This window comes from Streptomyces sp. NPDC056479 (genome assembly GCF_042795335.1).
Classification (GTDB): domain Bacteria; phylum Actinomycetota; class Actinomycetes; order Streptomycetales; family Streptomycetaceae; genus Streptomyces.
The window spans coordinates 471,831-496,129 of the sequence record NZ_JBHTRZ010000004.1; the positions used below are offsets into that span (position 1 = coordinate 471,831).

Below are 24,299 nucleotides of genomic sequence, written 5' to 3' on the forward strand. Positions count from 1 at the left end.
ACCTCCTCAGCCATGGTGACCCCGCGGGGCGGTCCGCGCCCGTCGGCCGTACTGGCGGGCCACCGCGTGGAAGGCCTCCTTCGGCTCCCAGTGCCAGCCCGAAGCCGGGTCGTCGGGGTCGTCCTTGACCGGCTTGGTGATGGCGTAGCTGGCCAGGTCCAGGTCGTAGCGGGGGTTGTCGGGGCGGTGCGGGGCGTCCGGGGTGACGAACTCGAAGACCATCGCCGCGTACAGGTTCATCGACTCGAAGACCTGCAGCAGATCGACCAGGTAGGCGGCCTGGGTGCGTTCGCTGCGCACCGGGTCGCCCTTGATCTCATTGGGCTCCTTCGTGTAATCGACGATGTTCCAGCCCATGCCGCCCGCCTCGGGAGCGCCGGCATACGCACACGTGCCGAACTCGGTGATGGCCAGGGGCTTGCCCCAGCGCTGGTAGCGGCGCAACTCGCGTACGTGGTCGGCGGGTTGGCGGAAGCAGGAGTAGTAGTCGATGCCGACGACGTCGAAGCGGTTCCAGTCGACCGGTTCGAACTCCTCGTCCTGGGCGGCGGCGTAGCTGAGGCGGCCGTGGAAGACGGAGCGGCCCACCGCCGCGGCCTTCGCGGTGAAGCGGGCCAGACGGCGCTGCATCCTCGCCATGTCGACGTTGCCCTTCTGGAGGTTGTCGACGCGGTCCAGGACCGTCTCGCCCGGGACGATCCCCGGCACGAACAGCCAGAACTCGCAGCCCACGCTGAAGTCGACGCTCGCGCCCTGCCGGCGCAGCCGCTCGGCGAACCGGCCGCACTCGGCGATCGAGTCCAGGATCTCCCGCTCCGGCACGTCCCCGAGCGTCGGCTGGAGCCAGACGTGCAGCCCGCGTTCGGCGGCCTCGGCGGCGGTGGCGGTGAGGCGGTCGACGCCGTCGCCGGTGACGTCGACCGTGTCGGCGTGCAGCTCGTCGCGGATGACGCGGATGTCCCGGCACATCCGGGCGGCGCTCCACGCGGTGCCGGGCGTCTCCCCCGCGCCGACGGTGTAGACGACGCCGCGGTGCTTCAGTCCCCTGTGCCGCGATTCTCCCGTGGTCGCCGCGGCCCGGCTCGCGGGCAGCACCGCCCCCGCCAGTCCGACGGCGGCCGCCCCCGCGATAAATCGTGCCCGGCTGATCCCCTTGGTGTTCTCCATACGGCCACTGTGACGAGCGCGCGTGCCTTCGGCTGTCGGCCGATGGTCTACGGCACGGCAACCAAGGATTGACGTACGGCGTCGATCACTGCAGAGATCGTCACCACCGTCAGACGGAAACGTCACCATCCGTCAGAGGAAATCGAGCGAAGGAGACCGAGATCCTAGGCCGACGCACCCTGCTCACCGCAGGCACCGCCACCGCCGCCGCGCTCCTCACCGGCGCGCCCGCCCAAGCCGCCACCACCGACCGCCTGCGCGAACTGGAACGACAGCACGGCGCCCGTCTGGGCGTGTTCGCGCACAACGTCCGTACGCGGAAGACCGTCACCCATCGCGCCGACGAGCTCTTCCCGATGTGCTCCGTCTTCAAGTCGCTCGCCGCCGCGGCCGTCCTGCGGGACCTCGACCGCGACGGCGAATTCCTCGAACGCCGGATCCACTACACGGAGGCGGACCTGCCGGAGTCCGGCTCCGACAAGACCAGGGAGCACCTGGCCGAGGGGATGACGGTCGCCGAGCTGTGCGAGGTCGCCATCACCTACAGCGACAACGGCGCGGGCAACCTCCTGCTGCGCGAGCTCGGCGGCCCCACCGCCATCACCCGCTTCGCCCGCTCCCTCGGCGACCCGGTGACCCGCCTGGACCGCTGGGAGACGGAACTCAACTCGGCGGAGCCGTGGCGCGTCACGGACACCACGAGCCCCCGTGCGATCGGCCGCACCTACGGCCGGCTGGTCCTCGGCGACGACGCCCTGAACCGCCCGGACCGGGCCCTGCTCACCCACTGGCTGCTGAGCAACACCACCAGCGGCAAACGCTTCCGCGCCGGTCTGCCCAAGACCTGGGCCATCGCCGACAAGACGGGCTCGGGTTCCTACGGCACCACCAACAACGTGGGCGTCGCCTGGACCCCCGACGGCGCCCCGGTCGTCCTCGCCGTGCTGTCCACCAAGCCCGCTCAGGACGCGGTCTGGGACGACGCCCTGGTGGCGGAGACCGCCAGGTTCCTCTCAGAAATTCTCGTCTGACGCACCGGGCAACCCATTTCTACTCTTCGGTGGTCTGGAGGGCGAGGGAGGGTGCTTGATGAAGGCCGAACAAGAGGCCCAGTTCCAGGAGTTCGTCAGGGCGCGGTGGTCCCACCTGGTGCGGACCGCGTATCTCCTCACCGGCGACGCGCACCACGCCGAGGACCTGACGCAGACGGCGCTGGCGAAGGCCTACCGCTCGTGGCGGCGGGTGGCGCGGGCCGACAATCCTGAGGCGTACGTCCGGCGGATGCTGGTCAGCTGCAACAGCGACCGGTTCCGCAAGCGGCGGGTCGCCGAGGCTTTGACGGCCGCGCCGCCCGAGGTGGCGGGGCGCGACGAGGGCTACGCGGGCGTGGACGAGCGCGGTGCGCTGCTCGGCGCTCTGGCCCAACTGCCGCCCAGGCAGCGGGCGGTGGTCGTCATGCGTTATTGGGAGGACCTGTCGGAGACGGAGGTCGCCGACGTCCTCGGCTGCTCCGTCGGCACGGTCAAGAGCCAGGCGTCCAAGGGGCTGGCGAAGTTGCGTACGTACCCGGGGCTCTCCCGGATGACACCGTCCGGGCAGGGAGGCAGCAGGTGAACGACGACGAGCGGCGGCAGGAAGCCGACGGCGAGCGGGACTTCGAGGAGCGGCTGCGGGAGTTGCTCGCCGAGGACGCCTACACGATCCGGCCGTCGCCGGCGCCGTATCCGGCGATCCGGCGCCGGGGTGCGGTCGAGCGCAGGCGCCGGGTGGCCGCGGCGGGGGCGGCGCTGGTGACGCTGGCGGCGATGCCGGTGGGGGCGTACGCGATCGGCGGCGGGGGGCCGGACGGCGGGAGCGCGGCGACGTCACCGACGCCGTCGGCCAGTGTCTCGCGGGGCCCTTCGCCGACGCCGTCCCCGACTCCGAGCCGGCCCGCGCGGCCGGCCACGGCGGGGCAACTGCTGGACGGGATCACCTTCGAGCAGGCGACGCAGGGGCTGGAGAGCTGCCTGGACTACAACCGGTCCGGGCCCTCGCACCCGGGCGACACCGGCCTGGGCACGGCCGACGGCTACCGGATCATCCTCGCGATGAACTCGACCGGCGACTCCAACGCGCCCGGCGACGGCATGTTCGTCGTCGCGGTGAAGGACAAGCCTCAGCCGACCCGGCTGATCTGCCGCGTCAAGGACGGCGAGACACAGGGCCTGAACACCAGCGTCGGCAATGACGCCGATGTCATCCCGGACGAGGGCCCGGTGTTCGTCGACCCCAACGGCGGCAAGCTCTACCAGCAGTCATTCCTGGACCGGGGCAACTGGAAGCTGCCCTTCCGCTGGGGTGTGGTCGGCACGGTCAAGCCGTCGGTGGCCAAGGTGACGGTGTCCTACGGCGACGCCGGCACCGAGGCCGCCCTCGACCACGGCTGGTTCGTGGCGTCCGGGGTGCTGAACGAGCAGGTCACCCTGGCGCCGCACATCAAGGGCTACGACGCCGGCGGCAAGCTGGTCTACGACTCCGACGAGGACAAGTACTACGAACGAACGTTGCCGTAGCGCCCCGATAGGGGCGCGGGGCTGTATCAACATGCGGCTCAGCGCCGCGGCCTCGTCACCTGCTTCGACAGACACGACGGAATCCCCTCCGTCGCATCCGCCGCTTCCCGCCGATACGCACTGGGCGACATCCCGACCAGCTCCGCGAACCGCGTACTGAAGGTGCCCAACGACGAACAACCGACTTCGAAGCACACCTCGGTGACACTGAGGTCGCCCCGGCGCAGCAACGCCATCGCGCGCTCGATGCGCCGGGTCATCAGGTAGCTGTACGGCGACTCACCGTACGCGGCGCGGAACTCACGGCTGAGATGTCCGGCCGACATGTGCACGCCCCGCGCGAGCGCCTCGACGTCCAGTGGCTGCGCGTACTCCCGGTCCATCCGGTCGCGGACGCGACGCAGCGCGGCGAGGTTGCGCAGGCGCTGGTCCTCGGGCATCGAGTGGCTGGGGCTCACACCCGCATCTTCCCGGGCCGCCTCCCACCTCGTCCACTCCCGCGTCTGGCGGGAGCGGGACGAGAGGAGGGCCAGCACGGGTGCCGCAGCGAGACACATAGCCGCTCAGCCGCCGACGTAGGCCGCGAGGTGCTCACCGGTGAGGGTGGAGCGCTCGGCGACGAGGTCGGCGGGGGTGCCCTCGAACACGATCCGGCCACCGTCGTGACCGGCGCCGGGCCCGAGGTCGATGATCCAGTCGGCGTGCGCCATGACGGCCTGGTGGTGCTCGATGACGATGACCGACTTGCCGGAGTCGACCAGCCGGTCGAGCAGGCCGAGCAGTTGTTCGACGTCGGCGAGGTGCAGACCGGTCGTCGGCTCGTCCAGGACGTACACCCCGCCCTTGCCGGCCATGTGCACGGCCAGCTTCAGCCGCTGCCGCTCACCGCCGGACAGCGTGGTCAGCGGCTGGCCGAGGGTGAGGTAGCCGAGTCCGACGTCCGCCATCCGCTCGACGATCTTGTGCGCGGCCGGAATCCGCGCCTCGCCGGCCCGGAAGAACTCCTCCGCCTCGGTCACCGACATCGCGAGCACCTCGCTGATGTCCCGGCCGCCGAAGTGATACTCCAGCACCGACGCGTCGAACCGCTTGCCCTCGCAGTCCTCGCAGGTGGTGGCCACGCTCTGCATGATCGCCAGGTCGGTGTAGATGACGCCGGCGCCGTTGCAGGTGGGGCAGGCGCCCTCGGAGTTGGCGCTGAACAGGGCCGGCTTGACACCGTTGGCCTTGGCGAACGCCTTGCGGATCGGCTCCAGCAGTCCGGTGTACGTCGCCGGGTTGCTGCGGCGCGAACCGCGGATCGCGGTCTGGTCGACGGAGACGACGCCCTCGGGGGCGGGGATGGAGCCGTGGACGAGAGAGCTCTTGCCGGAGCCGGCGACACCGGTGACGGCACAGAGCACACCGAGCGGGATGTCGACGTCGACGTTCTGCAGGTTGTTGGCGGTGGCGCCGCGGATCTCCAGCGTGCCGGTGGCCTTGCGCACGGTCTCCTTGACCTTGGCCCGGTCGTCCAGGTGCCGCCCGGTGACGGTGTCGCTGGACCGCAGGCCGTCGAGGGTGCCCTCGAAGCAGACGCTGCCGCCCGCCGTGCCGGCGCCGGGGCCGAGGTCCACGACATGGTCGGCGATGGCGATCGTCTCCGGCTTGTGCTCCACCACGAGCACCGTGTTGCCCTTGTCGCGCAGTCGCAGCAGCAGGTTGTTCATGCGCTGGATGTCATGGGGGTGCAGACCGATGGTGGGCTCGTCGAAGACGTACGTCACATCGGTGAGCGAGGAGCCGAGGTGGCGGATCATCTTGGTGCGCTGGGCCTCGCCGCCGGAGAGGGTGCCCGAGGCGCGGTCCAGGGAGAGATAGCCGAGGCCGATCTCCACGAACGAGTCGAGGCTGTGCCGGAGCTTGGCGAGCAGCGGCGCGACGGAGGGCTCCTTGAGCCCGCGGGCCCATTCGGCCAGGTCCCGGATCTCCATCTTGCAGGCGTCGGCGATGTTGATCTTGCCGATCTTCGAGGAGCGGGCGAGCTCGCTGAGCCGGGTGCCGTCGCACTCGGGGCACTCGGCGAAGGTGACCGCGCGGTCCACGAAGGCCCGGATGTGCGGCTGCATCGACTCGCGATCCTTGGACAGGAAGGTCTTCTGCAGCTTCGGGATCAGGCCCTCGTAGGTGAGGTTGATGCCGTTGATCTTGACCTTGGTCGGCTCGCGGTAGAGGAAGTCGTGCCGCTCCTTCTTGGTGTACTTCCGGATCGGCTTCTCCTTGTCGAAGAACCCCGACTCGGCGATGACCCGCACGACCCACCCGTCCCCCGTGTAGGTGGGGATGGTGAACGGATCCTCGGAGAGCGACTTCGAGTCGTCGAAAAGCTGGGCGAGGTCGATGTCGGAGACCCGGCCCCGGCCCTCGCAGTGGGTGCACATGCCGCCGGTGCGGCTGAAGGAGACCTTCTCGGTCTTGGTCTTGTCGGCGCCGCGGTCGATGGTGAAGCCGCCGCTGGCGGAGACCGAGGCCACGTTGAAGGAGTACGCAGCGGGCGGACCGATGTGCGGCTTGCCGAGCCGGCTGAAGAGGATCCGCAGCATCGCGTTGGCGTCGGTGGCGGTGCCGACGGTGGAGCGCGGGTCGGAGCCCATGCGCTGCTGGTCGACGGTGATGGCCGTGGTCAGCCCGTCCAGTACGTCGACCTCGGGCCGCGCGAGATTCGGCATGAAGCCCTGCAGGAACGCGCTGTAGGTCTCGTTGATCAGCCGCTGCGACTCGGCGGCGATCGTGTCGAACACCAGCGAGCTCTTGCCGGAGCCGGAGACACCGGTGAACACCGTCAGCCGGCGCTTCGGGATCTCGATGCTGACGTCCTTGAGGTTGTTCTCCCGTGCGCCGTGCACGCGGATCAGGTCGTGGCTGTCGGCAACGTGCGGCTCGGTCATCGTGAAAGTCTCCATCTGCAACTCGGTCGGGAACGTCGCCGGTGAGGGTGCGGGGTGGGCTCAGCCCCGCGCCTGGATACGGACCAGGTTGCCCGCGGGGTCGCGGAAGGCACAGTCGCGGATGCCGTACGGCTGGTCGGTCGGCTCCTGGACCACCTCGGCGCCACTGGCCTGCACCTTCTCGAAGGTGTCGTCGACGTTCGCGGTGGCCAGCAGGATCCAGCCGTAGGTGCCCTTGGCCATCATCTCGGCGATGACGCGGCGCTCGTCGTCGGTGACGCCGGGGTCGGCGGCGGGCGGCGCGAGCAGGATCGACGTGCCCGGCTGGCCGGCGGGGCCGACCGTGATCCAGCGCATCTTGCCCTGCCCGACGTCGGTACGGACCTCGAAGCCGAGGGCGTCGCGATAGAAGGCCAGGGAGGCTTCCGGGTCGTCGTGCGGAAGAAAACTGGCGTGAATCGAGATGTCCATGCCCGTCACGCTAGCCGTGGCACGGGGGCGGCGCTTCTCGATTCCTGACCGGACTCCGAGAGGCCGGACCGGAGGTTCTCAGTCGAGCCCGCGCGGCTTCTGCCGCGCCCTCGCGGCGATCCCGCGAAAGTGGACGGTCATCGCCCGCTGCGCCCCCTCCACGTCCCGGGTACGCAGGGCGGTCACGATGTCGCGGTGCCAACGGGCGGTGACATCGGGAGAGGGGTCGTCCGGGCGGCCGCGGGCGCCGTTCACCCGGCGGAACACCGTCCAGAAAGCGGCCAGCAGCTGCGGCACGAGGTCGTTGCCGAGACAGGCGTAGAGCAGCTCGTGGAACTCGCGGTCCAGGTCGGGAAAGGCCCGCCCCGCGCGCCCCGCCGCCTCCATCCGCGACACGACCACCTCCAGCCGGTCCAGCTCGGCCTCCGTCACCGTCGCCGCGACCCGCCGGATCAGCCCCTCCTCCAGCACCTCCCGCACCTGGAGGATCTCCGAGAGCGCCCCCGAGTCGTCATGGTCGTGCCGGGCGAGCGTGCGAAACGTCAGCCCGTCGATCAGCGGCGTGAGCGAGGCCTGGCCGACATACGTCCCATAGCCGTGCCGGATCTCCACGATGTCGAGGGCCTGCAGCGCCTTCAGCGCCTCCCGCACCGAGTTCCGGCTGACCCCGAGGTCCTCCATCAGCTCCGCCTCGGTGGGCAGGAGGGCGCCGGCCTGGAGCCTGCGGTCGATGATCAGCTGCATGACCTGGCGCTGGATCCGGCTGTTCCTGGACTCCTCGGACGTACGACTGTTCCTGGGCTGCCCGGGCATGCGGCGCATCGTACGCGCACCCGGACGTCCCACGTCCCATGTCTCCCGGAAACTCCCCTGACGGGGGGTCAACTCGCGCCATTTCACAGCGCCATTGGTCCGACCTGTGGCAGATGCGCCATTCGTGTGAGATCCCTTGACCGCCCCCATCACCCCACCTATGGTCGCGCTGACCGTCAGGACGTAGGACGTCGTATCTCCTCACCACTCAGAGATCGTTCCGAGATCGTTCCGAGCTCCCATCAAGCTCATATCCGCTGGAGGAACCGTGCGCGACGTGACCCACGACGTGCCGGCGCTGCACCGCCGGTCGTTCCTGAAGTACACCGGCGCGCTGGGCGCGGCCGCCGCCGTCTCCGCGTCCCTTTCGGCCTGCTCGTCGGGGCCGGAGTCCACCAACGAGACCGGCACGGGCGGTGGCCGGGACCGGACGCTCACCGCGGTGATCGGCTACGGCAACGACGGCAGCTGGGACCCCACCCAGACGGCGTCCGCCTTCTGCATGGCCGCCAACAACCACATCTACGAGGGTCTCCTCGACACCGACCCGATCTCCCGCGAGCCGTACGCCGCGCTCGCCACCCAGGTGCCGGCCGACCCGAATGCCACGTCCTGGAAGTTCACGCTGCGCGCGGGCGCCAAGTTCCACGACGGCAAGCCGGTCACCGCCGACGATGTGGTCTTCGTCTTCGACCGGATCCTCGACCCGAAGACCCAGACCCTCGCCAAGGGCTTCTTCGCGAGCTGGCTGAAGGAAGTCCGCAAGGTCGACGCACAGAACGTCGAGCTGGTGCTCAAGTTCCCCTTCCCGGACGGGCTTTCCCGGCTCACCCTCGCCAAGATCATGCCGAAGCACGTGTTCTCCCAGCCGGGCGGCTGGGACGACGCCATCAAGGGCAAGGCGATCGGCTCGGGGCCGTACCGGCAGGCCGCGCACCACCCGAAGTCCAACACCACGTTCGAGGCGTTCGCCGACTACAACGGCCCGCGCAAGGCGACCTTCAAGAAGATGAACTGGCTGACCATCGTGGACGCGGCACCGCGCGTGGCCAGGATCTCCGGGGCGAGCGCGGGCGCGCAGATCGCGGACAACATCCCGTACGCCAACATCGGCCAGCTGGAGGGCGGCGGGCTGATGGTCGCGGGCGGTGCCGGGATGAACAACCTCTTCCTGATGTTCAACACCAAGCACAAGCCCTTCGACGACGTACGCGTGCGCCAGGCCCTGCACTACGCCATCGACACCGGCAAGATGATCGAGGTCGCCCTGAAGGGGCACGGAAAGTCGTCGTCGTCCTTCCTCAACGAGTCCAACCCCAGCTACCGGCGTGCCAAGGCCGTCTACGACTACGACCCCGACAAGGCGAAGGCGCTGCTGAAGGAGGCCGGGGTCACTGGGCTGAAGGTCGAGATCCTGTCCGTCAACGTGAGCTGGATCGTGGACTGTCTGCCGACCGTCAAGTCCTCCTGGGACGCGATCGGCGTGCAGACCACCCTCAATCCGCAGGAGACGACGGCCGTCTTCACCAAGATGGACCAGAAGCAGGACTACCAGGTGGTCGCCGCCGCCTCGAACCCCAACCAGTTCGGCCTCGACGCGGACCTGATCATGCACTACAACTACGGTCCCGAGAACCTGTGGATGCAGTACACGCGGTGGGCCGACGACTCCGTCGCCAAGGCGCTCTTCAAGGACATGGACCGGGCGACCCAGGAACCGGACGCCGAGAAGAAGAAGGCGATGGTCCAGGACTACATCGACGTGGTCGCCGAGCAGGCGGTGCTCTACCCGGTCGTCCACAACGAGCTGATGACGGCGTGGGACCCGAAGAAGCTCAGCGGGATAAGGGCACAGCCGTACCCCGGCATCAACCTCCTCCAGGCCAAGTGGGCCTAGGAGCCCATACGTGGTCACCGTCGTCAGGATCCTGGCCCGCCGAGTCCTGCTGCTCGCGCCGCTGATGCTCGGCATCGTGCTGTTCGTGTTCCTGGTCATGCGCTTCTCGGACGTCGACCCGGCGTCCGCGTTCTTCCAGGGCGCCAACCCGACGCCCCAGCAGCTGCACGACTTCCGCGAGCAGAACGGCCTGCTGGATCCCCTCCCCGTCCGTTACGTGGCCTTCGTCGGCGACCTGGTCCATGGCGACATGGGCATCAGCACCCTGACCCGGGCGCCGGTCGTCGACCAGGTCATGACCGCGCTGCCGCTCACCATCCAGCTCACCTTCCTGGGCCTGGGCATCGCGGTCGTGCTGTCGCTGCTCGGCGGCGTCACCGCGGCCATCTACCGCGACCGCCTGCCCGACCAGATCATCCGCGTCGTCTCCCTCACCGGGGTCGCGGCCCCCGGCTTCTGGCTGGCGCTGCTGATGATCCAGTACCTCGCCGTCGACCTCGGCTGGTTCCCGACCGGCGGCTACATCAACCCGGGCGACTCCTTCACCGGCTGGCTCAAGACCATGACCCTGCCCGCCCTCGCGCTGTCGCTGCCGGTGGCGGCGCAGCTGACGCGGATCGTGCGCACGTCGGTGGTGGAGGAGCTGGACAAGGACTACGTCCGTACGGCGATCGGCAGCGGGCTGCCGCCGCGGGTCGTGGTCGGCCGGAACGTCCTTCGCAACGCGCTCATCAACCCGCTGACCGTCCTCGGTCTGCGCGTCGGCTATCTGCTCGGCGGTGCGGTGGTCATCGAGACGATCTTCTCCCTGCCGGGTATGGGAAAGCTGATGATCGACGCCGTGAAGAACGGTGACCCGGCCGTCGTCCAGGGCGTCGTCATCACCACGGCGATCGGCTTCGTGGTCGTCAACCTCGTCATCGACATCCTGTATCTGCTGGTCAACCCGCGACTGCGGGAGGCGACGTGACGTTCAACCGCAAGCGCCTGGCCGAGGCTCTGTCCCGGCCGGGCATCCGGCTGCGCGGCTGGCGCAAGCTGCCCACGCTGTCCAAGGTGGCCGTCTGCTTCGTGGCCGTCGTGGTCCTGATGGCCCTGTTCGCCCCGCTCCTCGCCCCGCACGACCCGCTCGACCAGCAGCCGCCGATCGACGGCACCGGACACCCGTCCGCCGAGCACTGGATGGGCCAGGACAGCCTCGGCCGGGACATCCTCAGCCGGCTGATGTACGGCGCCCGCTGGTCGCTGGCGATCGGGCTCGGCGCGACCGCGCTCGCGCTCGTCGTCGGCGCGCTGATCGGCGCCGTCGCGGCGACCTCGCGCAAGGCGGTCGACGAGACGCTGATGCGCTGTCTGGACGTGGTGATGGCGTTCCCCGGCATCGCCCTCGCCGCCGTGCTCGTCGCGGTCTTCGGCGGCGGCATCACCGTCCTGATCTGCGCGATCGCCTTCCTCTTCACTCCGCCGGTGGCACGGGTCGTACGGGCGAACGTCCTCGATCAGTACGGCGAGGACTATGTGACGGCGGAAAAGGTCATCGGCGCCCGCACCCCGCACATCGTCATCAGGCACGTGGCGATCAACTGCGCCGCCCCGGTGCTGGTCTTCTGCACCGTCCAGGTGGCGGAGGCGATCGTCTTCGAGGCGTCGCTGTCCTTCATCGGCGCGGGCGTGCGGCCACCCGACCCGTCCTGGGGCAGCGTCATCGCGGACGGCAAGAACATGGTGCTCACCGGCGGCTGGTGGGCGACCGTCTTCCCCGGGCTGCTGATGCTGGTGACCGTGCTGTCGCTGAACATCCTCTCCGAGGGCGTGTCGGACGCGTGGGCGGCACCTTCGGCGCGCGAGGTCGACGTGAAGGACCAGCACGACCGGCTTCAGGCACCGGAACCCGGCAGCGGCGAGGTGCTCCAGCTGCCGGGCCTGACGCAGGCGGCGGCCCGTCTGCGGTCACGGGCCCGGCCGTTGCCGCGGGGGCGGCAGCCGGTGCTGGCCGTGGAGAACCTGGCGATCGGGTTCGAGGGCCGGCACGGCGGCGTGGACATCGTCGACGGCATCAGCTTCGAGGTGCAGCCCGGTGAGGTGCTTGGCCTGGTCGGCGAGTCGGGCTGCGGCAAGTCGCTGACCGCGCTCACGGTGATGGGCCTCGAGCCGAAGGGCACCCGGGTACGCGGCCACGTCCGCTTCAACCAGCGCCAGCTGGTGGGCGAGCCGATGCGGGTGCGCCGCAAGCTGCTGGGCCACGAGATGGCGATGATCTACCAGGACGCCCTGTCGTCCCTGAACCCGGCGATGACGATCCGCTCGCAGCTCAAGCAGGTCGTGCGCCGTGGCGGCCGCCGCAGCCCCCACGAACTGCTCACCCTGGTCGGCCTCGACCCGGAACGCACCCTGCGCAGCTACCCGCACGAACTCTCCGGCGGCCAGCGTCAGCGCGTCCTGATCGCCATGGCCCTGTCCCGCGATCCGAAGCTGATCGTCGCCGACGAGCCGACGACCGCGCTGGACGTCACCGTGCAGGCGCAGATCATAGAGCTGCTGCTCAGGCTGCGGGAGGAGCTGGGCTTCGCCCTGATCCTCGTCTCGCACGACCTCGCGCTGATCTCGGACGTCACCGACCGGGTGGTGGTGATGTACGGCGGCCAGATCGTGGAGACCGGGGTGACCGCCGACCTGGTGGAGGCGCCGGCCCACCACTACACACGGGGCCTGCTCGGCAGCGTGCTGTCGCTGGAGTCGGCGCAGGAGCGGATGACGCAGATCAAGGGCGTCGTCCCCTCCCCCGCGGACTTCCCGGCGGGCTGCCGCTTCGCGGACCGCTGTCCGCTGGCGAGCGACGTGTGCCGGACCACGGCACCCGTCCTCGCGGGGACCCCGGCGCACACGGCGGCCTGCCATCACCCGGCGATCCTGCTGGCGCCGACGGATCGCTCGGAGACCGAGGCGGTGACATGAGCGCGGATGAGATGAACGCGGACGACGTGACCGTGGCCAAGGTGAGCGCGGGTGATCCGGGCGCGCCCGCTACCGGCACGCTGGTGGAGCTGTCCGACGCGCACGTCGTGCACAAGGCGCGCAGCGGCGGGCTGTTCACCCGGGACAAGGTGTACGCCCTGACCGGCGCCGACCTCACCATCGCGCCCGGCGAGACGGTGGGCGTCGTCGGTGAGTCGGGCTGCGGCAAGTCGACGCTGGCGAAGGTGCTGGTGGGGGTGCAGCGGCCGACGTCGGGGACCGTGGCGTTCCGGGGGCGCGACCTGTGGAACATGACTCCGGGCGAACGCAGGACCGCGGTCGGCGCCGGCACGGGCATGATCTTCCAGGACCCGTCGACGGCGCTGAACCGTCGTCTGCCGGTCCGCCAGATACTGCGGGACCCGCTGGACGTGCACGAGCGCGGCACCAAGCGCGAGCGCGAGGACCGGGTACGGGAGCTGATGTCCCTGGTGGGCCTTCCCAGCGCCCTCACCGACGCCCTGCCCGGCCAGCTCTCGGGCGGTCAGCGCCAGCGCGTGGCCATCGCGCGCGCACTGGCCCTGGACCCCGACCTGGTGGTGGCGGACGAGCCGACGAGCGCGCTGGACGTGTCGGTACGGGCCCAGATCCTCAACCTCCTGCTGGACCTGAAGGAGCGGCTCGGGCTGTCGCTGGTCTTCGTCTCCCACGACATCCAGACGGTACGCCGGATGAGCGATCGCGTGATCACGATGTACCTGGGGCGGATCGTCGAGGAGGCCCCTGCGGCCGATGTCACCGACGCCTCCCGGCACCCGTACACCCGCGCGCTCTTCTCCGCGACCCCCGGTCTGCTGGACCCCATCGACCCGATCCCGCTGGTCGGCCCGGTCCCGTCGGCGACGCGACCGCCGAGCGGATGCCCCTTCCGGACCAGGTGCTGGAAGGCGGACGGGGTATGTGCGGACGTGATGCCGGACTTCTCGGCCGCGTCGGGCCCCGAGCATCGTTACAGGTGTCACCATCCAGTGGAGGAGGGCGAGGCCACCCGCGACCTCGTACGACAGAGCCACAGTTCCAGGGAGCCTTGATCATGATCCCCACCCCGCTCACCGGTGTCGTCCCGCCCGTCTGCACGCCCCTGACACCGGACCGCGAGGTGGACGTACCGTCGCTGCGCAGACTGATCGACCACCTGACGGAGGGCGGGGTGCACGGGCTGTTCGTGCTCGGCTCGACGTCGGAGGTGGCGTATCTGACGGACCGGCAGCGGCGCGTGGTGGTCGAGGCGGCCGTACAGCATGTGGGCGGGCGGCTCCCGGTCCTGGCCGGGGTGATCGACATGACGACGCCGAGGGTTGTGGACCACGTACGGGAGGCAACGGAGGCGGGCGCGGACGCGGTCGTGGCGACCGCCCCCTTCTACGCCCGCACCCACCCCGCCGAGATCGCCCGCCACTACCGCCTGATCGCGGCGGCGTCGCCGGTCCCGGTGGTGGCCTACGACCTCCCGTCCGCCGTCCACACCAAACTCCCCGCCGACGTCGTCCTCGATCTGGCCGCGGAGGGCGTGCTGGCGGGCCTGAAGGACTCCAGCGGCGATCTGGCCGGTTTCCGTGAGGTCGTCATGGGCGTCCGCAACCAGCCCGGCCTCAAGGACTTCAGCGTGCTGACCGGCTCGGAACTCATCGTCGACGCGGCCCTCGCGGTCGGGGCGGACGGCGCGGTGCCGGGACTCGCCAACGTCGACCCCGCGGGGTACGTCCGCCTCGACCGTCTGCACCGCTCCGGCGACCTGGAGTCGGCGCGCGCCGAACAGGAACGCCTGTGCGCTCTGTTCGGCATGGTCACGGTCGGGGATCCCGGGCGGATGGGGGGCAGTTCGTCGGCGCTGGGGGCGTTCAAGGCGGCGCTGTATCTGCGGGGGGTCATCGACTGCCCGGCGACCGCGGAGCCGCAGGTGCCGTTGTCGTCGGAGGAAGTGGAACGGGTGGGGAAGTTCCTGGCCGGCGCGGGCCTGCTGTAGCCGGCTTCCCCGGCCCCCGTCTCCCCGGCCGCGGACCGGCCGGGGAACCTCTGGCGCCCGCTAGCTCAGATCGGTCACCGGCAGTCGGCGGAACTCGATCGTCTCGTACGTGCCCGACGCCCCCGTCTCGTACAGGATCCCGACCGTCTGCCCGTCGAGCCGCACCAGATCCGAGTACGCCGCCCGCCGCTGGGACAGCGTCAGCGCCTTGGTGAACGTCGCCCCGCCGTCCGTGCTGCGCCATACCGCCATCGACTGGCGGGCGGTGGGGACGGAGGGGCCGGAGAAGAGCAACGGGCCCTTGCTGCCCGGGAGTCGGAGGACACTTCCCTCCACCACGGGGACGTCGTTCAGGGACGGCTGGACGGTGTACGGGCGGTCCAGGGTTGCCCCGCCGTCGCTGGAGACACTGTCGAGTCGATTGCCCGCGCTCGTGCCCAGCTGGTCCCGCGAGTTGAAGTACACCCTCCCGTCGGGGAGTTCCGCGGCGGTGGACTCGTTGGCGTTGCTGTAGCCGTCGTACGTGGCGTCCACGAAGCCCAGCTGCCAGGTGCGCCCGCCGTCGTCGCTGTAGATGGCGTGGGCGCCGTAGTACTTCGCCTCCTGACCGGTGTCGGAGGAGCCCGGCGGCGGAGCGATCGAGTGGTTCGACGCAACCACCAGCCGCCCCGCGTGCCTGCCGTGCTGAAGCGCGATCGCATGACCGGGCCCCGTCGCGTACCACCGCCAGTTCGTCGGCTTCACCGCACCCGTGATGTCGCTGGGAGCCGTGAACGTACGGCCGTCGTCGCCGCTGCGCTGGACGAACACCCGGCGGCTCTGCGCCGCCGTGGCCTCGCCCCGCATGATCTGCGCCTCCGTCACATCCCCGCTGTTGTAGGAGGTGACCAGCACGACCGCGCCGGTGTGCGGATCCACCACCGGCGCCGGATTGCCCCGCGTGTCCCCCTCCCCGGCGGCGACCACGCTCAGCGGACCCCAGGTGCAGCCGCCGTCGGCGGACCGTCTGAGGACGACATCGATGTCGCCGGTGTCACCCGCCCCGTCGTGCCGGCCCTCGGCGAAGGCCAGCACCGTGCCCGCTGCCGTCGTGATCGTCGCCGGGATGCGGTAGGTGTCGTAGCCGCCCTCGCCGGAGACGTACGGGACGGAGGTGGTGCAGGCCGTGCCCGCCGAGGCATGGCCCGCGAAGGTGAGCGGTGTGGTCAGGAGTACTGCGGTGGCCAGGAGTGTGCGGCTCAGGATGGTCATCGAGCTCCTTTGACGGAGGGTCAGACATTGACCTGTCCGTCACAGGTTCCCCGGTGTCACCATCCCTGACTCATACGCCACGATGACCAATTGCGCCCGGTCCCGCGCCCCCAGTTTCCCCATGATGCGGCTGACGTGCGTCTTCGCCGTCAGCGGACTCAGTCCCAACGCCTCCGCGATTTCCGTGTTGTTGAACCCGCGTGCGACCAGCGTCAGCACTTCGCGTTCACGCTCGGACAGACATTCGGGCCCGCCCGCCGTGGGCGCGGAGGGGCTGCGCAGGAACCGCTCGATCAGCCGTGCGGTCGGCCCGGGGGACAGCAACGACTCACCCGCCGCGACCGTGCGGATGGCGTCGAGCAGTTCTGCCGGGCGGGTGTCCTTCACCAGGAACCCGGAAGCACCGGCCCGCAAAGCGTCCACGATGTTCTCGTCGGTGTCATAGGTGGTGAGGACCAGCACCCGCACCCCGGCCAGGCCCTCGTCTGCCGCGATCAGCCGGGTCGCCTCGATGCCGTCGAGGTCGGGCATGCGGATGTCCATCAGGACGAGGTCGGCGTCGACGCTGCGGGCCAGTTCGGCGGCCTCCCGGCCGGTGCCCGCCTGGCCGACGACCGCCATGTCCGGGGCCGACTCGACCAGCATGGCGAACGCCTCACGTACGAGCGTCTGGTCGTCCGCCAGCAGGACGCGGATCATCTCTCCCCCTCCGGCCCGGTCCCGGCCGGCAGTACGGCGCTCACCCCGAAACCCCCCTCGTCGCGCGGTCCGGCGTCGAGTGTGCCACCCACGCTGCGGGCCCGCTCACGCATGCCGACGAGGCCGTAGCCGGGGCTCGGCGATCCGGCGGCCGGGCAGGGGCCGTCGTCGGTGACCGACAGGTGCAGGGCGCCCCGCTCCTCGTACAGCTCGATGTGTATGGCCGGTTCGGGCCCCGCGTGCCGGACCGCGTTCGTCAGCGCCTCCTGCACGATCCGGTACGCGGCCGCCCCCACGACGGGCGGCGCCTCGCGCACCCGTACCGCCGACTCGACCCGCGCCCCCGCGAGCCGCGCCGCCTCCACCAGGTCCGGCACTCCGTCGAGCCCGGGGAGCGGGCCGCGTGTCTCGCCGGCGACGCCCGGTGCGCGCAGTACGTCCAGCGTGCCGCGCACTTCACCGCGTGCCGTGCGGCAGGTCTCGGCGATGTCGTCCAGCGCCTTCGCGATCGCCTCGCGGTCCAGCCGCTCCGGGTCCGCGGCCAGCACGTGCGCGGCCACCGACGTCTGCACGCCGATCAGGGTGATGCTGTGGGCCAGCAGGTCGTGCAGGTCGCGCGCGATGCGCAGCCGCTCCTCGGCGACCCGGCGGCGGGCCTCCTCCTCGCGGGTGCGTTCCGCGCGCTCGGCGCGTTCGACGATGGCGGCGACGTACTGGCGGTAGTAGCGCACGTCGATGCCGCAGAAGAGGAACGCGAAGACCCAGCCGGAGATCCGCAGGATCTCCACCGTCTCGTCGGGGTTGGTGAGGGCGTTGAGGATCAGTGTGACGCCGAGGACGGCGGCGCCGGTGAGCAGCGTGCGGCGCACGGTGCCGGTCGCCGCGACCGTGTACAGCACCACCATGGTCGCGAAGATGGGCGCGGCGTGGTTGTTCTCAAGGGCGTGGTACGGGGCGATGCAGACCATGACCGCGAGCAGGACCAGCAGCGGACGGTGGCGCCGCCACACCAGGGGTACGTGGGCCGCGAACAGCAGGGTCCAGCCGAGCGCGTCGGGGCGCAGCTCCTTGTCGCCGAGCAGGGCCATGACGGTGGCGAGAACGGCCCATGCCACGGCCAGCAGCGCGTCGTTGCGCGTGCGGTGCGGGGCGGTCAGGGGGTCGCGGTTGATCGCCGCCATGACCCGCTCGCCGACGCGGGGCCGCACCTGTGTCCTGTTCGACTGCACGGGCTCATCCTCCGCGATGGGGGCGCCCCTCCGGGAGGGAGGGGCGCCGGTCGGATCAGTGGGCGGAGACGGCCACGCGCTCCGGTTCCTTCGGCGGCACGGGCGGTTCGGGCACCCGGGAGAGCGGACCCGGCCACCACATCCGCCGCCCGAGCGCCACACTCGCGCTGGTGACCAGGTAGGTGCGGACGAGGAACGTGTCGAGGAGCACGCCCACCGCGATGACGAAGCCCAGCTCGACCAGCTGCACCAGCGGCATGTTGGTGAGCACCGCGAAGGTGGCGGCGAGGACCAGCCCGGCGGAGGCGATGACACCGCCCGTCGTGCGCAGCGCGGTGAGCGCGGCGGACGCCGGTTCGGCGCCGTTCAGGCACTCCTCGCGCATCCGGTGCATCAGGAAGATGCCGTAGTCGACGCCGAGGGCCACGAGGAACACGAAGGAGAGCAGTCCCAGCCCCGGGTCCGTGCCCTCGAAGCCGAAGACCGGCCCGAAGACGAGTCCGCCGATGCCGAGGGCCGCGCCCCACACGGCGACCACGGCCGCCACCAGGATCAGCGGCGCGACGAGCGAGCGCAGCAGGACGATCAGGATCAGCAGCACGGACAGCAGCACGATCGGCACGACGACCAGGCGGTCGCGGGCGTTGGTGTCCTTGAGGTCGATCTGCTGGGCGCTGGGCCCGCCGACGTAGGAGCCGTCGAGCTTGTCGCGCAGGGCCTCGATGGTGGCGGTCTCCCCGGCGGACTGGGGCGGTGCGGTGGCGAGGACGGAGATCTCGGTCCAGCCGTCTCCGGTACGGCCTTCCTGCGCACTGTCGACGCCGCGCGTGCCCCGGATCGACGCGAGGGTCGCCTCGGCGCGGGCGTCCGGCGTGATGACGCTGATGGGCTGGGTGCCGCGCTCGGGGTAGGCCTTGGCGAGCGTCTCCATCGCGGCGACCGCGTCGGGCTTGGAGGTGAAGGAGTCCTCCTGCTTGAGGTTGCCCGGCAGATTGAGGGTGCCGAGCGCGAGCGCGCCGAGCAGGACCGCGCCGCCGGCCAGGACGGTGAGGGGCCGGCGTCCGGCGGAGCCGCCCATCGCGGTGAACAGCGACCGGCGGGCCTTGGGCGTGCTGCCGAGGCGCGGCACGAGCGGCCAGAACACGCGCCGGCCTAGCAGCACGAGGACCGCGGGCAGCAGCGTCAGCATGGCGAACAGCGCGCACAGCACGCCGACGGTGCCGAGCGGGCCCATGCCCCGGCTGGAGTTGAGGTCGGCGGCGAGCAGGCACAGCAGGCCGGCGGCGACGGTGCCGGAGGAGGCGAGCACGGCGGGCCCGCAGCCCTTGAGCGCGGCGACCATGGCGTCGTAGGGCCGCTCGATGCGCCGTAGCTCTTCCCGGTACCGGGAGACGAGCAGCAAGGCGTAGTCGGTCCCCGCTCCGAACACGAGGATGGTCATGATCCCGGAGCTCTGGCCGGAAACCGACGTCCCGAACCACTGGTTGAGCCCGTAGGCGACGCCCATCGACAGATAGTCGGCCATGCCGGCCACGGCGAGCGGGACCAGCCACAGGAACGGGCTGCGGTAGATGAGGATCAGCAGCAGCGCGACGACCGCGGCGGTGGTGTAGAGCAGCGGCCCGTCCAGCGAGTTGTAGACCTCACTGGCATCGGTGGCGAGCGCCCCCGCCCCACCGACGTCGACGCTCAGCCCGTCGCTCCCCCGCGCGACGTCCCGGACGTCGTTGACGAGCCGGTCGCGCGCCTTCTCGTCGGTTCCCGGCTCGGTGCTCGCGATCGGGTACATCAGCGTGGTGCCGTCCCGGGACGAGACCCCCTCCGGTTCACCGGTGAGCTTGTGCGCGCCCGCGATCCGCTCGATCTGCTCGGCGGCGGCCGACTTGTCGGCGGAGGTCAGCCGGCCGTCCCGGTGGTATACGACGACCATCTCGGTGGCCTCGCCGCCCGGCAGCCGGTCCTGGATCCTGGCCACCTGCGTGGAGTCGGCACTGGCCGGCAGATAGTCGACGGCCCGGTCCCGCTGAACGTCCCCCAACTTCGACGCGAACGGCGACGCGATCGCCAGCACGGCGACCCACAGCCCGAGCACGAGCCAGGGCACGGCCCGCCGTCGCCGAGTACTTGTCCTTGCGGCCCCCATGAGTCGGGCCCCCCTCCGGGTCGGGTGTCTGGGTCGCTTCCAGACTTCCGGGGCGGAGGTGCCGATTCGTCGGGCGGGAGGGCGAGTTGGAGGCTACTGCCGGGGGTGGCCCACGGGCGGCCGTACTCCCTGGGGAGTAACGGCGGCCGTACTACGACGGAGTCCTGGCCGCCGCCGCCAGCAGCCGTGTCACATCCTCGCCGCAGATGGTGAGCGCGGCGCCGACCGTGGCGAGGACGTCCCGCTCGGCCGGGGTGTACGGGCCGTCGGCCAGGGCGATCCGGGCTCCCTGGAGAAGGATCGATTCGCGGCCGGCCGGGGCGAGGTGCGGGGCCAGGGGGTCCAGGGCCTCGTGGAGCTCTATGGCGAGGCCGGCGCCGCAGGGCTCGGAGAAGACCCGGCCGGTGTCGGCGGCGAGGGCCTCGACCAGTGCGTTCAGCTGGTCCTCGGTGCAGTCGTCGAAGCCGGCCGCGCGCACGGTGGCCGCGGCGGTCTCCAGGGAGGGACGCGCGCAGGTGCCGCCCGCCGCCAGGACCGCGAGGGCGACGGTGTGGACGGCGTCGCGGAGCATCGCGGAGAAGCGGGTGGTGGTCGGGTGGTCGAGGACGTCGGTGCCGAAGTGACGGCGGCAGGCCGCGCACTCCACGACCGGCGCGCTCTCGCCGCGCGGCAGCACGGGCACACCGAGGAAGGTGAAGCGGCGATGTCCGGTCAGCCGCTGGTAGTTGCGGTCGCCTCCGCAGCCGGGGCAGAAGAACTCCCCGTCGCCGACGGCCGACCATGCGGTGCGGGTGCCCAGGATGCGCGCAACCCTGACGGCACGGCCGTTTCGTCCCCGTCCTGGCAGCACGTCGCACCTCCGCGAAACCCCGCGGCAACGTCGCCGCGCTTGCGTGATGTTAGCCACATCACGGACGTGGAGTCAGCACCCCGGACGAGACCTTTCCGTGACCTGCACAGGTCAATGGCCGGAAATGAGCGGGCCCCGCCCACCGGAATCCGGTGAGCGGGGCCTTGAAACCGCCGGTCCGGCTGGTCAGCGAGCCGCTCGGTTGACGGCCGAGACGACCGCCTTCAGAGAGGCACGTGTGGTGTTCGCGTCGATGCCGATCCCCCAGAGGACCTTGCCGTCGATCGCGCATTCGATGTAGGAGGCGGCCTGCGCCGATGCACCCTCGCTCATCGTGTGCTCCTGGTAGTCCAGCAGCCGGGCGTCGATGTCGATCTTCGCCAGGGCGTCGAAGAAGGCCGAGATCGGACCGTTGCCGGTACCGGCCAGGACCGTGTCGACGCCGTCGACGGTGGCCTCGACCTTCAGCGTGTCCACGCCGTCGGTGTCCGTCGTCGACTGGCCGTTCTTGACCTGGATCCGACCCCACGGGTTCTCCGGGTTCGGCAGGTACTCGTCCTGGAAGGTCGCCCAGATGTCGCCGCCGGTGACCTCGCCGCCCTCGGCGTCCGTCTTGGCCTGGATGATCTTGGAGAACTCGATCTGCATCCGGCGGGGCAGGTCCAGCTTGTGGTCGTTCTTCAGGACGTACGCGATACCGCCCTTGCCGGACTGCGAGTTGACGCGGATGACGGCCTCGTAGGAGCGGCCGACGTCCTTCGGGTCGATCGGCAGGTAGGGGACGGCCCACTCGATGTCGTCGACCGTGACGCCCTTCGCCGCCGCGTCGGCCTCCATGGCATCGAAGCCCTTCTTGATGGCGTCCTGGTGGGAGCCGGAGAAGGACGTGTAGACCAGGTCGCCCACGTACGGGTGGCGCGGGTGGACCTCCATCTGGTTGCAGTACTCCCACGTACGACGGATCTCGTCGATGTCGGAGAAGTCGATCTGCGGGTCGACGCCCTGCGAGAACAGGTTCATGCCCAGGGTGACCAGGTCGACGTTGCCGGTGCGCTCGCCCTGCCCGAACAGACAGCCCTCGATGCGGTCGGCGCCGGCCATCAGGGCCAGCTCGGCGGCCGCCACGGCCGTACCGCGGTCGTTGTGCGGGTGGACCGACAGCACGACGTGCTCGCGGCGCGTCAGGTTGCGGTGCATCCACTCGAAGCGGTCCGCGTGCGTGGACGGCGTCGAACGCTCCACGGTGGCGGGCAGGTTGAGGATGATCTCGCGGCCGGGACCGGGCTGGTAGACGTCCATCACCGCCTCGCAGACCTCCAGCGCGAAGTCCAGCTCGGTGTCGGTGAAGATCTCCGGGCTGTACTGGTAGCCGAACTCGGTCTCCGGACCCAGCAGCTTCTCGGCGTACTCCACCACCAGGCGGGTGCCGTCCACGGCGATCTGCTTGATGTCGTCCTTGGAGCCACGGAAGACGACACGGCGGAAGACCGGCGCGGTGGCGTTGTACAGGTGCACATTGGCGCGCCTGGCACCCTTCAGCGACTCGACGGTCCGCTCGATCAGGTCCTCGCGGGCCTGGGTCAGTACGGAGATCGTCACGTCGTCGGGGATCGCTCCGGGCTCCTCGACGATCGAGCGCACGAAGTCGAAGTCGGTCTGACCGGAGGCCGGGAAGCCGACCTCGATCTCCTTGTAGCCCATCTTGACCAGTTGGTCGAACATCCGGCGCTTGCGCTCGGGCGACATCGGGTCGATCAGGGCCTGGTTGCCGTCGCGCAGGTCGGTGGAGAGCCAGCGGGGGGCGGCGGTGACACGCCGGCCCGGCCAGGTCCGGTCGGGGATGTCGACCTGGTCGTAGCGGCCGTACTTGTGGATCGGCATGGTGCTGGGCTGCTGGCGGTTCGCCATGTCTGCGGGGCTCCTCAGGATGTCCGGAAGGACGGCCGACGACGCAACGCGAAGCTCCGCGGGGAGGGAGTCGACCTGGACTACAGGCCCTCGCCGCGGCAGCTAAGAAGAAGCAGCCCGAAACGCATGATGCGAAGCATGCTAGCCGAGGCTCTCCGGATGCGGGGCGCTGTATCAGTATGCGGGACCCCAGAGACGAATAGGGCAAAACGTGCGCCATACCACTTCGTCACAGAGAGTGCGGCTCCCTATCCGCATATTTCACCAATCATGGTTGCGGCTAGTGACAGCAAGCTAACGCAGTGCAATGGTGCCGGACATGACGACCAACGGGGGCTTCGAGCCCGTCTTCTGCACCGTCGTACCACCACACGTGCTGGACAAACTGGCCCGCAACGACGACCCGGCACTCTCCGGCCCCGCCCGCCGCACCCTGATGCGCGACAGCGAGCTGCGCGGCAAGCGCCGCGTCACGACCGAGTTCGCCCTCGCGGCCACCCCGGCGGAGAAGGCACCGTCCGACCAGCCGCTGCGCACCATCTACGACGCCCAGCACCGCACGGCCCTGCCCGGCACCAAGGTCCGCGGCGAGGGCGCCGACCCCGGCCAGGACGCCACGGTCAACCGCGCCTTCTCCGGCCTCGGCGCCACCTTCGAGCTCTTCCTCAAGGCCTACCAGCGCCACTCGATCGACGGCGACGGACTGCCCCTGGACGCCACCGTCCACTACGACGAGAACTACAACAACGCCTTCTGGAACGGCGAGCAGATGGTGTTCGGCGACGGTGACGGCGAGATCTTCCTCGACTTCACCATCCCGATCGACGTGATCGGCCACGAGCTCACCCACGGCGTCACCCAGTACACGGCCAACCTCACGTACTACGGCCAGCCGGGCGCCCTGAACGAGTCCATGTCGGACGTCTTCGGCGCCCTCATCAAGCAGTACACGCTCGGCCAGACCGCCGCCGAGGCCGACTGGCTGATCGGCGCCGGCCTGCTCGCCCCCAGCGTCTCCGGCAAGGCCCTGCGCTCCATGAAGGAGCCGGGCAGCGCGTACGACGACGACGTCCTCGGCAAGGACCCGCAGCCCGCGACCATGGACGACTACGTCCGCACCGGCCGCGACAACGGCGGCGTCCACATCAACTCCGGCATCCCCAACCACGCCTTCTACCTGGCCGCCACCGCGCTCGGCGGCCACGCCTGGGAGAAGGCGGGCCAGATCTGGTACGACGTCCTGACCGGCGGCGAGCTGTCGGACCGGGCCATGTTCACCGACTTCGCGGGGCTGACCGTCAAGGCCGCGCGCGAACGCTTCAACGACGGCAGCGAGGAGCTCCAGGCCGTGTCGAAGGCGTGGGAGCAGGTCGGGGTGCGGATCTCCTGAGTCCGTACTAGACAGAGA

General features: G+C 70.3%; 20 protein-coding genes. 9 read left to right on the plus strand and 11 right to left on the minus strand.

Annotated features, from left to right (window positions below):
• Window positions 1-6: 6 nt before the first annotated feature.
• A complete protein-coding gene (locus ACFQ6S_RS18695; RefSeq protein WP_383410451.1) occupies window positions 7-1,167 on the minus strand; it encodes an abortive phage infection protein in 1,161 nt (386 codons plus the stop codon).
• 161 nt (window positions 1,168-1,328) lie between these two features.
• On the opposite strand from ACFQ6S_RS18695, the gene bla reads away from it, so the two are divergent.
• From bla to ACFQ6S_RS18710, 3 genes are read left to right on the plus strand one after another with little or no spacing between them, the layout of a single operon-like run.
• Window positions 1,329-2,198, plus strand: a complete 870-nt coding sequence (bla, locus tag ACFQ6S_RS18700; RefSeq protein WP_383411281.1) for a class A beta-lactamase — start codon at window positions 1,329-1,331, stop codon at window positions 2,196-2,198.
• Window positions 2,199-2,256: 58 nt separating this feature from the next.
• Window positions 2,257-2,781, plus strand: coding sequence for a SigE family RNA polymerase sigma factor (locus ACFQ6S_RS18705; RefSeq protein ID WP_383410454.1), 525 nt, complete (start codon window positions 2,257-2,259; stop codon window positions 2,779-2,781).
• Window positions 2,778-3,722 carry a hypothetical protein gene (locus ACFQ6S_RS18710; RefSeq protein ID WP_383410457.1) on the plus strand — a complete coding sequence of 315 codons (945 nt, stop codon included), beginning with the start codon at window positions 2,778-2,780 and terminating at the stop codon, window positions 3,720-3,722. The genes ACFQ6S_RS18705 and ACFQ6S_RS18710 overlap by 4 nt, the downstream gene beginning before the upstream one ends.
• A 38-nt stretch (window positions 3,723-3,760) precedes the next feature.
• Here the strand turns inward: ACFQ6S_RS18710 and ACFQ6S_RS18715 are convergent, their stop codons facing one another.
• The 4 genes from ACFQ6S_RS18715 to ACFQ6S_RS18730 form a co-directional block, all read right to left on the minus strand.
• The gene (locus tag ACFQ6S_RS18715) at window positions 3,761-4,162 is read right to left on the minus strand and encodes a helix-turn-helix transcriptional regulator (protein WP_383411284.1); all 402 of its coding nucleotides are present in this window, start codon (window positions 4,160-4,162) and stop codon (window positions 3,761-3,763) included.
• Window positions 4,163-4,285: 123 nt separating this feature from the next.
• The gene (locus tag ACFQ6S_RS18720) at window positions 4,286-6,649 is read right to left on the minus strand and encodes an ATP-binding cassette domain-containing protein (protein ID WP_383410460.1); all 2,364 of its coding nucleotides are present in this window, start codon (window positions 6,647-6,649) and stop codon (window positions 4,286-4,288) included.
• A 60-nt stretch (window positions 6,650-6,709) separates the two neighbouring features.
• Window positions 6,710-7,120, minus strand: coding sequence for a VOC family protein (locus ACFQ6S_RS18725; RefSeq protein ID WP_383410463.1), 411 nt, complete (start codon window positions 7,118-7,120; stop codon window positions 6,710-6,712).
• A 78-nt stretch (window positions 7,121-7,198) separates the two neighbouring features.
• On the minus strand, window positions 7,199-7,942 hold the full coding sequence (locus ACFQ6S_RS18730; protein WP_383410466.1) for a FadR/GntR family transcriptional regulator: 744 nt from the start codon (window positions 7,940-7,942) through the stop codon (window positions 7,199-7,201).
• Between the two features lie 259 nt (window positions 7,943-8,201).
• On the opposite strand from ACFQ6S_RS18730, the gene ACFQ6S_RS18735 reads away from it, so the two are divergent.
• Genes ACFQ6S_RS18735 through ACFQ6S_RS18755 form a run of 5 tightly spaced genes read left to right on the plus strand, consistent with a single transcriptional unit; the run spans window position 8,202 to window position 14,811 of the window.
• The gene (locus ACFQ6S_RS18735) at window positions 8,202-9,830 is read left to right on the plus strand and encodes an ABC transporter substrate-binding protein (protein WP_383410469.1); all 1,629 of its coding nucleotides are present in this window, start codon (window positions 8,202-8,204) and stop codon (window positions 9,828-9,830) included.
• Window positions 9,831-9,840: 10 nt separating this feature from the next.
• Entirely contained in the window at window positions 9,841-10,800 is a 960-nt protein-coding gene (locus tag ACFQ6S_RS18740) for an ABC transporter permease (protein ID WP_383410472.1), read from the plus strand.
• On the plus strand, window positions 10,797-12,785 hold the full coding sequence (locus ACFQ6S_RS18745; RefSeq protein ID WP_383410474.1) for a dipeptide/oligopeptide/nickel ABC transporter permease/ATP-binding protein: 1,989 nt from the start codon (window positions 10,797-10,799) through the stop codon (window positions 12,783-12,785). The genes ACFQ6S_RS18740 and ACFQ6S_RS18745 overlap by 4 nt, the downstream gene beginning before the upstream one ends.
• A gap of 11 nt (window positions 12,786-12,796) precedes the next feature.
• Window positions 12,797-13,876, plus strand: a complete 1,080-nt coding sequence (locus tag ACFQ6S_RS18750; RefSeq protein ID WP_383411287.1) for an oligopeptide/dipeptide ABC transporter ATP-binding protein — start codon at window positions 12,797-12,799, stop codon at window positions 13,874-13,876.
• A complete protein-coding gene (locus tag ACFQ6S_RS18755) occupies window positions 13,876-14,811 on the plus strand; it encodes a dihydrodipicolinate synthase family protein (protein WP_383411290.1) in 936 nt (311 codons plus the stop codon). The genes ACFQ6S_RS18750 and ACFQ6S_RS18755 overlap by 1 nt, the downstream gene beginning before the upstream one ends.
• Before the next feature lie 60 nt (window positions 14,812-14,871).
• On the opposite strand, the gene ACFQ6S_RS18760 is transcribed toward ACFQ6S_RS18755, so the two are convergent.
• From ACFQ6S_RS18760 to leuA, 6 genes are all read right to left on the minus strand, one after another.
• Window positions 14,872-16,062, minus strand: coding sequence for an exo-alpha-sialidase (locus ACFQ6S_RS18760; RefSeq protein WP_383410477.1), 1,191 nt, complete (start codon window positions 16,060-16,062; stop codon window positions 14,872-14,874).
• Between the two features lie 39 nt (window positions 16,063-16,101).
• Entirely contained in the window at window positions 16,102-16,761 is a 660-nt protein-coding gene (locus ACFQ6S_RS18765) for a response regulator (protein ID WP_383410480.1), read from the minus strand.
• Entirely contained in the window at window positions 16,758-17,942 is a 1,185-nt protein-coding gene (locus ACFQ6S_RS18770) for a sensor histidine kinase (RefSeq protein WP_383411293.1), read from the minus strand. Before ACFQ6S_RS18770 ends, ACFQ6S_RS18765 begins: the two co-directional genes overlap by 4 nt.
• Window positions 17,943-18,045: 103 nt before the next feature.
• A complete protein-coding gene (locus ACFQ6S_RS18775; RefSeq protein WP_383410483.1) occupies window positions 18,046-20,133 on the minus strand; it encodes an MMPL family transporter in 2,088 nt (695 codons plus the stop codon).
• A gap of 151 nt (window positions 20,134-20,284) precedes the next feature.
• A complete protein-coding gene (locus ACFQ6S_RS18780) occupies window positions 20,285-20,983 on the minus strand; it encodes a TerB family tellurite resistance protein (protein WP_383410486.1) in 699 nt (232 codons plus the stop codon).
• A 186-nt stretch (window positions 20,984-21,169) separates the two neighbouring features.
• On the minus strand, window positions 21,170-22,891 hold the full coding sequence (gene leuA, locus ACFQ6S_RS18785; RefSeq protein ID WP_383410489.1) for a 2-isopropylmalate synthase: 1,722 nt from the start codon (window positions 22,889-22,891) through the stop codon (window positions 21,170-21,172).
• Window positions 22,892-23,210: 319 nt separating this feature from the next.
• On the opposite strand from leuA, the gene ACFQ6S_RS18790 reads away from it, so the two are divergent.
• Complete coding sequence (locus tag ACFQ6S_RS18790) at window positions 23,211-24,281, plus strand: M4 family metallopeptidase (RefSeq protein ID WP_383410491.1); 1,071 nt, start codon at window positions 23,211-23,213, stop codon at window positions 24,279-24,281.
• Window positions 24,282-24,299: the final 18 nt, after the last annotated feature.

Bases quoted from the DNA above. Each gene is read 5' to 3' on its own strand.
- ACFQ6S_RS18695 (WP_383410451.1), bottom strand. From the start codon at position 1,167: ATGGAGAACACCAAGGGGATCAGCCGGGCACGATTTATCGCGGGGGCG.
- ACFQ6S_RS18705 (WP_383410454.1), top strand. From the start codon at position 2,257: ATGAAGGCCGAACAAGAGGCCCAGTTCCAGGAGTTCGTCAGGGCGCGG.
- ACFQ6S_RS18715 (WP_383411284.1), bottom strand. From the start codon at position 4,162: ATGCCCGAGGACCAGCGCCTGCGCAACCTCGCCGCGCTGCGTCGCGTC.
- ACFQ6S_RS18720 (WP_383410460.1), bottom strand. From the start codon at position 6,649: ATGACCGAGCCGCACGTTGCCGACAGCCACGACCTGATCCGCGTGCAC.
- ACFQ6S_RS18725 (WP_383410463.1), bottom strand. From the start codon at position 7,120: ATGGACATCTCGATTCACGCCAGTTTTCTTCCGCACGACGACCCGGAA.
- ACFQ6S_RS18730 (WP_383410466.1), bottom strand. From the start codon at position 7,942: ATGCGCCGCATGCCCGGGCAGCCCAGGAACAGTCGTACGTCCGAGGAG.
- ACFQ6S_RS18750 (WP_383411287.1), top strand. From the start codon at position 12,797: ATGAACGCGGACGACGTGACCGTGGCCAAGGTGAGCGCGGGTGATCCG.
- ACFQ6S_RS18760 (WP_383410477.1), bottom strand. From the start codon at position 16,062: ATGACCATCCTGAGCCGCACACTCCTGGCCACCGCAGTACTCCTGACC.
- ACFQ6S_RS18765 (WP_383410480.1), bottom strand. From the start codon at position 16,761: ATGATCCGCGTCCTGCTGGCGGACGACCAGACGCTCGTACGTGAGGCG.
- ACFQ6S_RS18770 (WP_383411293.1), bottom strand. From the start codon at position 17,942: ATGGCGGCGATCAACCGCGACCCCCTGACCGCCCCGCACCGCACGCGC.
- ACFQ6S_RS18775 (WP_383410483.1), bottom strand. From the start codon at position 20,133: ATGGGGGCCGCAAGGACAAGTACTCGGCGACGGCGGGCCGTGCCCTGG.
- leuA (WP_383410489.1), bottom strand. From the start codon at position 22,891: ATGGCGAACCGCCAGCAGCCCAGCACCATGCCGATCCACAAGTACGGC.
- ACFQ6S_RS18790 (WP_383410491.1), top strand. From the start codon at position 23,211: ATGACGACCAACGGGGGCTTCGAGCCCGTCTTCTGCACCGTCGTACCA.